This window comes from Streptomyces sp. NPDC002513 (assembly GCF_053595355.1).
In genome coordinates this window covers 1-8642 of sequence record NZ_JBSFXK010000112.1, presented here as the reverse complement: position 1 = coordinate 8642, position 8642 = coordinate 1, and the positions used below count along the sequence as shown (strand labels likewise).

General features: G+C 69.7%; 5 protein-coding genes and 2 pseudogenes. 5 read left to right on the top strand and 2 right to left on the bottom strand.

Translation table 11 applies throughout. The features are described 5' to 3' along the window. Window positions 1–138 precede the first annotated feature (138 nt). A pseudogene (locus tag ACWD5Q_RS34620) lies at window positions 139–630 on the top strand (transposase); the annotation flags it as partial. Between the two features lie 264 nt (window positions 631–894). Here the strand turns inward: ACWD5Q_RS34620 and ACWD5Q_RS34615 are convergent. Beyond that, window positions 895–1041: pseudogene (locus ACWD5Q_RS34615) on the bottom strand (IS5/IS1182 family transposase); the annotation flags it as partial. A gap of 316 nt (window positions 1042–1357) precedes the next feature. Here ACWD5Q_RS34615 and ACWD5Q_RS34610 point away from each other — a divergent pair. The 3 genes from ACWD5Q_RS34610 (at window position 1358) to ACWD5Q_RS34600 (ending at window position 7215) form a co-directional block, all read left to right on the top strand. Next, window positions 1358–1807: a DUF2690 domain-containing protein gene (locus ACWD5Q_RS34610; protein ID WP_451431043.1), complete on the top strand. Its 450-nt coding sequence runs from the start codon at window positions 1358–1360 to the stop codon at window positions 1805–1807. Window positions 1808–1921: 114 nt separating this feature from the next. After that, window positions 1922–2290 carry a hypothetical protein gene (locus ACWD5Q_RS34605; RefSeq protein ID WP_451431042.1) on the top strand — a complete coding sequence of 123 codons (369 nt, stop codon included), beginning with the start codon at window positions 1922–1924 and terminating at the stop codon, window positions 2288–2290. Window positions 2291–3015: 725 nt separating this feature from the next. Then, complete coding sequence (locus ACWD5Q_RS34600) at window positions 3016–7215, top strand: golvesin C-terminal-like domain-containing protein (RefSeq protein ID WP_451431041.1); 4200 nt, start codon at window positions 3016–3018, stop codon at window positions 7213–7215. Between the two features lie 83 nt (window positions 7216–7298). Here ACWD5Q_RS34600 and ACWD5Q_RS34595 read toward each other — a convergent pair whose 3' ends face one another. Then, window positions 7299–7913 carry a hypothetical protein gene (locus tag ACWD5Q_RS34595; protein WP_451431040.1) on the bottom strand — a complete coding sequence of 205 codons (615 nt, stop codon included), beginning with the start codon at window positions 7911–7913 and terminating at the stop codon, window positions 7299–7301. A gap of 240 nt (window positions 7914–8153) precedes the next feature. Between ACWD5Q_RS34595 and ACWD5Q_RS34590 the strand changes: the two genes are divergently transcribed. Then, window positions 8154–8552 (top strand): hypothetical protein, encoded by a 399-nt coding sequence (locus ACWD5Q_RS34590; RefSeq protein ID WP_451431039.1) that lies wholly within the window; start codon window positions 8154–8156, stop codon window positions 8550–8552. Window positions 8553–8642 lie beyond the last annotated feature (90 nt).

Sequence of the window (8642 nt, the reverse complement as noted above, 5' to 3'; positions counted from 1 at the left end):
TCCGCGACGACATCCACGAAGCGTTCCTCAGCCTGGCCTGCGGCATCATCTGCTGGCGCCGACTGGTCAACCTCTCACTTTGTTAGGAGTTCTTATACCCGCTCGTCCAACGGCTCCCGGCCGGCCCCCTACCCGCAAGTGCGGCTGCTGGCTCTGGCCGAGTGCGGGACCCTGTCCCTGCTCGGAGCCGCCTTCGACTCCTTCGCGGCCGGCGAGCGCACCCTGGCCCGGCGACTGCCGCCCCTGCTGAAGCCGGGGGTGCTGCTGATGGCAGACCGGGGCTTCCCCGCCTACGACCTGCGCACCACCGTGGCCGCAACAGGGGCCCAACTCCTGTGGCGCGTCTCGGAGTCCTTCCACCTCCCGCTGGTCGAGGTCCTTCCCGACGGCACCCATCTGAGCGAGCTGCGCGGCAGGCGCAAGAGTGAGCGGATGCCGGTACGGGTCATCGAGTACACCGTCACCACCATCACCCTCGGCGAGGGCGGCGTCACCGAGGAGGCCTCGGAGCTGTTCTGCCTGATCACCACGCTGCTCGACCCCGCCCAGGCGCCGGCCGCCGAGCTCGCCGAACTGTATGCCGCCCGGTGGACCAGCGAAACGATCTACAAGAACATCAAGATCGAGCAGCGCGGCGGGCGGAGCGCGACCCTGCGCTCGAACAGCCCCGCCCTCATCCGAGCAGGAACTGTGGGCCATGCTCTGCGTCTACCAGGCCCTACGCCGCCTGACCGCCGACACCGCGCACCGCGCCGGCCTGCCCGTGACGCACATCAGCTTCAAGAACGCGCTCGCCGCCGTCCGCCGCACCGTCGGGACGGCCTTTCCCCCCTCGGAAACTGGCCGCCAAGCTCGCTGACGTCCAGGCCGACCTCATCCGCACCGCCGTCAAGCCAGCGAAAGGCCCCACGGCCGGCCCTTGCGGACCGGATCTGCACCTACGCGGCGCAACGCGGTCAGCAGCTTACCGAAGGAACGCGGGCTCAGCCCGGTGAATGGGGCTATCCAGGACGGCTCCGACGCCGTGATCACACCAGACACCGCGAGATCATCTCATTGCGCTTACGTGGCAGCTCCACTGCTTGGCGAGGTCACTGCGACCTGGCTCTGACGACCGGGACACCGTCACCGCCGCGGGGCGAGCTTGGCCCAGGACGGGGCGTAGCGGCCCCAGCACGAATCTCATGTTCCCCCGGCGCGATCAGCACCGATTTCCCCCTGACCTGGCGCTAGGACGAATCTAGGACGGGCTGAGGACCCGTGTCCGTACCGTCAAGTGCGGGCTATGCGGCCCAACGCCGCACAACGGAGTCAACTGCGGCGGAGCGCCCACGACGCCGACCGGGGGGAACTCAGTATGAAGATCCTTGAGGCACGCGGCGGTGCGCGCAGACTGCGGACCGGTGCGGCTCTCGCTGCCACGGCCGTCGCAGCGAGCGTGCTCACCCTGGCCGGGCCGGTCTCCTCGGCCAGCGCGGCCGGCTCCTGTCACGGCGGCGGGTGCACCAACAGGGACCCGCAGGCCACCGGGTGCGCCAGCGACGCGTACACCGTCAAGACCGTTTCCAACTTGCCCGATTTCGACAAGGGCGACCTGCGCTACTCGCCGTCGTGCGACGCGGCCTGGATCCGGGTGGTCTCGTGGTCGACCAGTGTTCCGATCAGCGGCAGTGTGTACGGCGAGGCCTCCGTGAACGGCACGTGGGTCCCGTTCTGGGCCGAGAACGCCCCCGAAGTGGCCGGCGGTACGTCATGGTCGCCGATGGTCGGCGGCTACCCGCACTACGACATCCGGGTGGAAGGCTGAAGCGGCGACGGGGCGGACGCGAGGAGTTCCGGTCACGCGCCGCCCGCTGTGCGCATCGGCCACTGGCGGGACCTGCTTCATCTCAACCATGTTGCACCTCAAGGAGGAAGAAGAATGGGTACGTGGCTCAAGCGGGCGACCGCGTCCGGCACGGTGCTCCTCGCGGCGGCGGCAGCCGTCGGTTTCGCGGGCAGCACCGCCCACGCCGACAGCCGGATCGAGTTGAACCATGACGTCGGCGTCTACTCCGCCCCCAACGCGAGCGCCGGCAAGGTCGCGCCCGACCTGCACCCTGGTGACTTGGTCCAGGTGAACTGCTGGACGGTCGGCGGCAACGTGGGCTCCTACGGCGACGTTTGGTACCACGCGGTGACGGAGACCTATCTGAGCAGCGGCGACCTGTACATCGGGGGTTGGGTCTTCGCCCCTTACGTCGACGGTGCCGCCGCGTTCCACACCGGCGCCGTCCCCAAGTGCCCCTGACTTCTCCTGGTCTCCTTCCGTGCGTCCGGCGAGCGTCAGCCCCGCTCACCGGACGCACGACTTTGCAGTCGGTGTCAGGGCCGGACGGTTGCCCTCGGCGCCGCGGCACGCTGCCGAAGTCGACGGTGACGTCCTCGCTCAACGCCGCGGTTCTGTCCGGGGGCACCGGCCGGCTCGTGCCGTTGGGGCGGCACACGACCAGGTGCGGGCGCCGCAGTTGGTCCGGACCGGCCCAGGCCGATCAGCCGGTCGAGGCCGTCACCGCCTGAACTGCGGCATACCGATCGCCCAACAATATGCCGGACAGCTACCCGCCGCCTACAGCAAGTCCGTCGCGATGTTCATCAACTGACACGGGTGCGACCCGACCGCCGCACCTGCGTACCCCTACACCCGCGGGCCCCAGGTCACAGGCGCCGATTTCCGCACCCCGGCGCGGATGCCCGGGGCCGCGCTGTCTTGCCGCTCAGCTCGCCGGCGTGACCGTCACGACGGCGAAGAAGGGGGACCACATGCGATCCTTCCGTAGACGACGACCCGCCGCTGCCGCAGCCGTCGGTGCGGCCCTGGTGGGGCTCATATGCGCGGTTTCCACCCCAACGGTCGCGAGCGCGAGTACCGCGTCAGCACGTACGGCCGTGCACGGCGGCCGGCAGGCTGCCGGAGGGGTCGCGGAGCCGGACAAGAAGCTCGGCCCGAATTGGCGGACGTCCGCCGACCGTGCCGTGACGTCGGCCGCTGACAGCGACGGCTTGCACGTGCTGGTCGCCGACAGCAAGGACGTCTACGCGTGGCGGACCGCCGCCGTGCTGGCCGAGCCGGGCGTGCCCGCCGACACCTGGATCGGCAACCAGTGCCTCATCGACCCCTCCCACGCGGCCGTGGTGTACGCCCCGCGCACCTTCGCCGATCATGAGGACCTGATGCTGGGCGGGGCGTTCGCTGCTGTCGTCGACCTCGACAAGGGCACCGTCACCAAACTGCCGTTCACCGCGTCCCTGGCCTACTTCGACCCGTCCTGCAACCCGGCCACCCGTACAGCTGCGTTCACCGCGTTCCGGGACGACAAGACGCGCCTGATCACGGTCGACGCCGCCGGCCGCACGGCGGCCGACACCACCGTCACCGGACAGGTGACCTCCGCGGTCCCCGTCGCCGACGGCACCGTGGCCGCCCTGTACCACCATGTGGTCCACATCAGCCGGTCCGGCGCGACGCGGAATCTGGCCGCCACCGACAGCGTGCCCTTCGACCTCCGCCCCGCGGCCGACGGCACGATCGCCTTCCTCGACCGCACACACACCACCGCGCACGCCAAAACCCTGCACAGCGGCAGGATCTCCACCCTCGCCACCGGCGGCCTTGCCGACCTGTCCCTGCAACAGGCCGGGACCAGCAGCGTGTTCCTGGCCGGACATCCCAAGGGCACGGTGCACACCGCCGGCACGGGCGTCACGCGCATCGACGCCGCCGCCGACACGGACGTGTCCACCAGGGGTCTCCTGGCCGTGGACCCGGTGCTGTCCCCCGCCGTCCGCGCCGGCCTGTCCCGCATCGCCGACGCCGGCCGCCACTTCAGCGGGGCCGAACCGGCCGCCGAAAGCGCCCCTGCCGACGGCAACGGGCAGCTGACCCTCACCGCCACGGCGACCGCCACCGGACAGAAGGTCACCGAAACGGTGGCCGCCCCCGCCGCGCCCACCGGCACGAACCAGTCCCCCGCCCTGACGGGCGCCGACGGCACCTCCCATCCGCGCAGCGGCCTGACCGGCGCAGCGGACACCATCGACCACGACCCCGTCGACACCGACCGCTGGTGCTCCGTACCCCGCAACGACATCAACACACAGGCCCTGCAGCCCACACCCAACCAGGTCGAGTGGGCCGTCGACATGGCCGTACGCGGCGACCTGACCGCCAACTGGATCACCCAGGGAGGCTGGCGCACCCAGATCGGGCTTGCCACCATCGACCCACAGGCCCTGTTCCCGGTACCGGCCCTGACCGGTGGCGGCCGCATCCCCGCCCAGGTCGAACTCGGCGTCCTCGCCCAGGAATCCAACCTCTGGCAGGCCGAACCCGGTGCGATCCCCGGCCAGATGGGCAACCCGCTGGCATCGACGGCCGGCTTCTACGGCCACAGCGGACCCGCCCCGAACGACTACTGGAAGATCGACTGGACCAAGTCCGACTGCGGTTACGGCGTGGGCCAGATCACCGACGGCATGCGCATGGCCGGCCACGAGAAGCCCGGCGAGACCGCCCTGGACCCCACCGTGCAACGAGCCGTCGCACTGGACTACACCGTCAACGTGGCCGCGTCGCTGCAGATCCTCGCGGACAAATGGAACGAGGTCCACACCAGCGGCCAGACCGTCACGGTCAACAACGACGACCCCTCCAAGCCGGAGAACTGGTTCGCCGCGGTGTGGAACTACAACCTCGGCTTCAACCGGCCCGCCGGCGCCCCGGGCGTTCCGTGGGGGCTGGGCTGGTACGACAACCCCGCCAACCCCATCTATCCGCCCTCTCGTCAGGCGTTCATGGACACCACCCTCGACTCGAACGCCAACCACGACGCCGCACACCCGCAGGACTGGCCCTACGAGGAGAAGGTGATGGGCTGGGCCGCCTGGTCCATCGACACCGGCCACTCCTACGGCACCTCCGGGCGCCAGGACTGGCCGGGCGACAGCGGCTTCTCCTCCGCCGGCTTCCAGCCCTCCTGGTGGCTCAGCAACGAGGACCGCAACGCCATCAAACCCCCGCTCGACACGTTCTGCACCGCCGACAACGCCTGCGACATCGCCAACCCGCCCCCGTGCGAGACCCAGCACATCGACGGCTGCGACCAACTCCACTGGTGGAACAACGAGAACACCGTCTGGAAACCCGACTGCGCCGACACCTGCGGCCACGAAAGCATCAAGTACCAGACGCTGCGCGCCGAACCGGGCCGCGGCTACCGCCTCCAGTACGGCACACCCGACTGCACCGCGCCGCCCGCCGGTTCGCTCGTCGTCCACTCCGTCCCGGCTGGCACCAACAGCTGGAGCGACTGCGGCACCATCTCCTCCCAGGGCACCTTCCAGTTCACCTTCTCTCCCGACACCATGGGCCTGTACGAGGCCAAAGGTGACCTCCACCAGATCGGGGGCGGCTACCAGGGCCACTTCTGGTACGCCCACGCCCGCGACAAGAACAGTCTGGGCGGCGTCGGCGGGCGCATGACCGTGCTCGGCCAGTGGAAGCTGAACTCCCCCTTGTCCCAGCCCCAGGGCGAGGTGTTCGTCCACATCCCCGACACCGGAGCCCAGGCAACGCAGGCCGTCTACCAGATCGACACCGCGTACGGCCCCGTCAAGAAGACGATCAGCCAGCGCGCCAACGCATCCGACAAGTGGGTCTCGCTCGGCGCCTACCGCTTCAACACCACGACGCCCGCGGTGAGCCTGTCCAACACCGTCACCACAGGCAACGCCGACGACGACATCGCCTGGGACGCGGTCGCCTTCGTCCCCGGGGACTACGGGCTTCCCGACGGCCCGGCGATCGACCTGACTCTTCCCGACCCCGACACCACCAGCCCCAACCCGGACCAGACGCTCCAGGCACCGGACGCCCTGGTCACACCGCCGCTGGCGGCCAGCGCCAACGTGGCACACGCCTCCGCCGCCAAGCCGTCGTCGTACTGCGGACCGGTGCGCGATGGCCGCCAGGTCTGCTTCGGACCGGCCCGGCCGGCGAACTCCGTCAAGCCCAAGCCCAAGGCCACGCTGTCGCCCAACGACAACGGCGACTGGTGCGACACAGCCGGCTCCGGTGTGACGGCGACCCGGCGCGTCCAGTGCTCGAACCGGATCGTTCCCGTCGTCCTGATCGACGCGGAGACGCAGGCGGTCATCGCAACGGCGGAGTACCAATTCACACGGGAACTGGAACTGTCCGACGCGTCCACCTTCGTGGAGTACCTGACCGTCACGCCGATTTCCATTCCGCCGGCCATGGGCGAGATCCGGTTGTCCGTCCAGCAGCACCTGTGCGGCTCCGGATGCACACCCAACGACGCCGGCGCGACATGGAGCAACGCGCCGGTCTGGATACCGGGCGACAGCCACTCGGCCGAACTCACCACCGGGTACTCGTGGGACAACACGACGGCGGGCGCGGTCCACTCCTTCACGCCGGATTTCCTGCTCGAAGCCGACGTCGTGCCCGCCACCGGCAATCCGGCCGTCCAGGTCGGCCGCTACCAGTGGGGCCAGGCCGTTCCGACGCGGCTCGACGAAGTCCGCTGCGACACCGTCGTCAACGCCACCGGCGGCTGCGTCTTCGTGAACTACGCCCCGACGTTCACCTTCAACGCGGGCAAGTACCCGCAGGCGGCCGCGCACGCCTGGCTGGTCCAGAGCCAGTTGAACAACCATCCAGGCAGCCGGGTCCTGGAGAAGCCGCTCTACTACATGCCGGGCGGACGGGACGGCCAGAACAGAGCGGTCATCTGTGACGAGAGCGGATGGGCGGCGGCCAATGGGGATCCCGCCGTGCTGAGCGGCACCACCGACTCCCTCAGCTGTGACGAGTTCGCGGGCAACGCCACGTACAACAGCGGGGGAATGCCCGCCGACCAGGGCGGACTCAACCCGGTGTTCTCCGGCGGCGAGTGCCTGCAGACATACGCGACGAAGGTGGACGCGACCGTCCACCTGTACAACATCGGCGGCTACGCGCCCCAGTGGACCGAGGTGTGCGGACGCTCGTCCATCTCCGGGCTGCAGAACAGCGGCTCGATGAGCCAGTTCGGCGGATTCGCCACGAACATGCGGCTGCTGCAGCGCGACGCGTACTGGCTGGATACCGGGATGTTCGCTCAGTGCAGCCCGAACGGCAGGTCGCTCCACTGCGCCATGGTCGTCACCCAGTGACCGGCAGCACCTGACGCTCCGCGAGGCCGTGGGCCGCGGGCAGTGGGCGCTGCCCGCGGCTCGCGGCCTCGCGGCTCACGGTCCTACGCGGGCCCGACCGGTACCCACCCGGACGGTACGGTGCGGGAGTCCCGTACGTCCCTCCACGACAGCCACCCGTCGACGACTCCGGCGCGGAGGACTCCCGCGTGCGCAGGACCGCCGTGGAGTTCGTCGGCGACGCCCTCGATCCACTGCGTGAACGTTTCTCCCGACTCCCCGGGCTCGGTGAATGCGCCACCGTGGACGTTCCACCCCAGACGACCGGTCGGCGCGTCGACGAAGTTCCACAGGTGCGGTTCCCCCGTGTCCATCGCGCACGCAGGAATCCAGGGACGCGGCCCCATGTGCTCGGCGTCCAGAATCACCGCCAGCACGTTCCCATGGCATCGGACCGCCTCGCGCGGCGGGAACACGTCGTAGCCCCGAAGGACCCTGAGCCCTTCCGGGGCGCTTCCCGACCCCCCACCGCACACGGACCACAACGCACGCAACTCCGGCGGCAACACGCCCATGGCGGCCTCCGCCCCCTCGACCTCGGACGGCTCCGCCGGGCCGGGGAGCGCGGCGTAGGTCCGCGGCGCGTGCGTCCGCAACCACGACTCGATCCGCTCCCACGCCGCCAGGGTCCGCTCCGCCCGGGACGGGTCGTACTCCATGGGCCGATGCTACCTCCGCAACCGCACACCGGCCCGGCGCGGTGGGTGCCCGTCGCCCGGTGAGCCCCGTGAAGCAGGTGGCCCCGATCCCCTGGCCGACCTCGCGCTAGGACGAATCCAGGACGGCCGAAGGACCCGGGTCCATAAGGTCACCGCAGGGGTGACCATCCGTCGCCGCCGGCACCACGACCGAATTCGCCCACGTCCGGGCACGGAGCACCAGCAGCCCTGAGGAGAGATATGAAGCACACGTCACACTCAACTCACTCATCCCGTTCGACAGACGCCTCCAAGCGGCGCGGCATCAAAGCCGCCGTCATCGGCGCGATCGCCGCAGGTGGTCTGGTCTTCTCCACCACCAGTGCCTCGGCTGACGGGCTGGGAGGCGACGCCTGGACGCCTGACTGCCACGCTTGGGTGGCTCCGGGGGACAACGGGCACTGGGCCTACGGGACGCTGATCGGATTGTCCGGCTGCATGGTGAGGCTGGTGGCGAGCACCAGCACCGGAGGGACGGAGGCCACCCCTTGGTCCTACTCCTCGACGTACCAGCTCTATCACGCTGACGGAGTTCACTACGTCTGGGTCGAGCTGCACGACCCCACCGGCATGGACACCACCGGGGCCCATGTCTACTAGCTCCGTACTTCGCGGGTGGCTGAATCGGTTGGTTCGGTGCCTGTGAGAGTGTCTGTTGGAGTCGTGGCCGCGTTGGTGGGGTGTGACGAA